Raw genomic sequence first — 1,319 nt, 5'->3', positions numbered from 1 at the left:
ATGATATTATCCCCTTTAGGTAGACAGTGTAAAAAGACCATGTTAATCATGGAATGTTACACTGCTACTTGGAGGGGATTTTATTATGGCTATAAAAGGACAAAAGTTTACGAAGTATTCAGAGGAAGCAAAAATGAAGATGGTACAAAGTTATTTAAATGGAGAAGGGTCCTATAAAGGACTCGCCAAACAATATGGCTTAAAGAGTTCTACCCAACTGAAAATGTGGGTGAAAAAGTATCTAGAGAAGGGAATTGTTACAGATTTAAGAGGCACTTCAAGTAATCCTCTTGACCAGCCCAATCCTTTAAAGGGGCATCGTATCCATTTTAGAAACGTTGAGGAAGAACGAGATTACTACAAAGCACAGGTCGAATATCTAAAAAAGCGTTATCCAAATCTGTAAATGGAGGTGTACTAAAGTACGTTGTAAAATATGAAATCATTGAAAAAATGAAACATACATATCCCGTTATTTGGCTTACTGAAATGGCCAATATCCAACGATCCAGCTACTATAAATGGCGTGATAGACAGGCTAAACGATGTTCACGGGTTCATCTTGATCAGCAGCTGAAAGAAGCCATCAAATCCATTCATATCAAACATAAAGAGTATGGCTACCCTCGTATGAAAATCGCTCTGCAGGAGAGGGGTTTCTTCATCAACCACAAAAAAGTATATCGATTAATGCGTGTGTTAAATATACAATCTATCATTCGTAAGAAGCGACGCTTCTTAAAAGGGAAGCCGTCTAAAGTGTTTCCCAATGTCCTCAACCAAGAATTCCAAGGGCGTAAGCAAAATGAAGCACTCGTTACGGACATTACTTATTTACCTTTCAAGGGAGGATTTCGCTATTTATCCGTTGTACAGGACATCTATAACAACGAAATCGTATCATGGAAAATCTCGAATCGTAATGACTTAAAATTAGTTTTAGATACATTAGATGATGTAATGCAAAAAAGAGATGTGTACAGAACCATTCTCCATTCGGATCAGGGTTTTCAGTACACATCCCATGCATACAACCGACGACTTCAACAACTTGGTGTCATAGGCAGCCACTCTCGCAAAGGAAACTGCCACGACAATGCCTGTGTCGAATCGTTTTTCTCCCATTTCAAATCGGAGATGTTGTATCTAACTGATTTTAAAACAGAAAAAGAACTGGTTCAAGCCGTTGAGAATTATATTTATTATTATAACTATAAACGTTTCCAAAAACGACTTAGCCACCGAGCTCCGATAGAATATCGAATCACAATGGCTGCATAGTCTTTTTAGAGCTGTCTACTTGACAGGGGTAAGTCCAA

At 38.0% G+C, this 1,319-nt stretch carries 2 protein-coding genes; both read left to right on the top strand.

Features of this window, described 5'->3' with window-relative positions; genetic code table 11:
* The first annotated feature begins 85 nt into the window (after positions 1 to 85).
* The gene (locus ACZYRN_RS19195) at positions 86 to 406 is read left to right on the top strand and encodes a helix-turn-helix domain-containing protein (protein ID WP_488913181.1); all 321 of its coding nucleotides are present in this window, start codon (positions 86 to 88) and stop codon (positions 404 to 406) included.
* Positions 376 to 1,281 (top strand): IS3 family transposase, encoded by a 906-nt coding sequence (locus ACZYRN_RS19190; RefSeq protein WP_488913182.1) that lies wholly within the window; start codon positions 376 to 378, stop codon positions 1,279 to 1,281. Before ACZYRN_RS19195 ends, ACZYRN_RS19190 begins: the two co-directional genes overlap by 31 nt.
* Positions 1,282 to 1,319 lie beyond the last annotated feature (38 nt).

The organism is Domibacillus sp. F004 (assembly GCF_057814295.1).
The sequence above is the reverse complement of the archived record's forward strand: the minus strand, read 5'-3'. Positions and strand labels throughout refer to the sequence as shown.

Coding starts and splice junctions, on each gene's coding strand:
- ACZYRN_RS19195 (WP_488913181.1), top strand. CDS start 86: ATGGCTATAAAAGGACAAAAGTTTACGAAGTATTCAGAGGAAGCAAAA.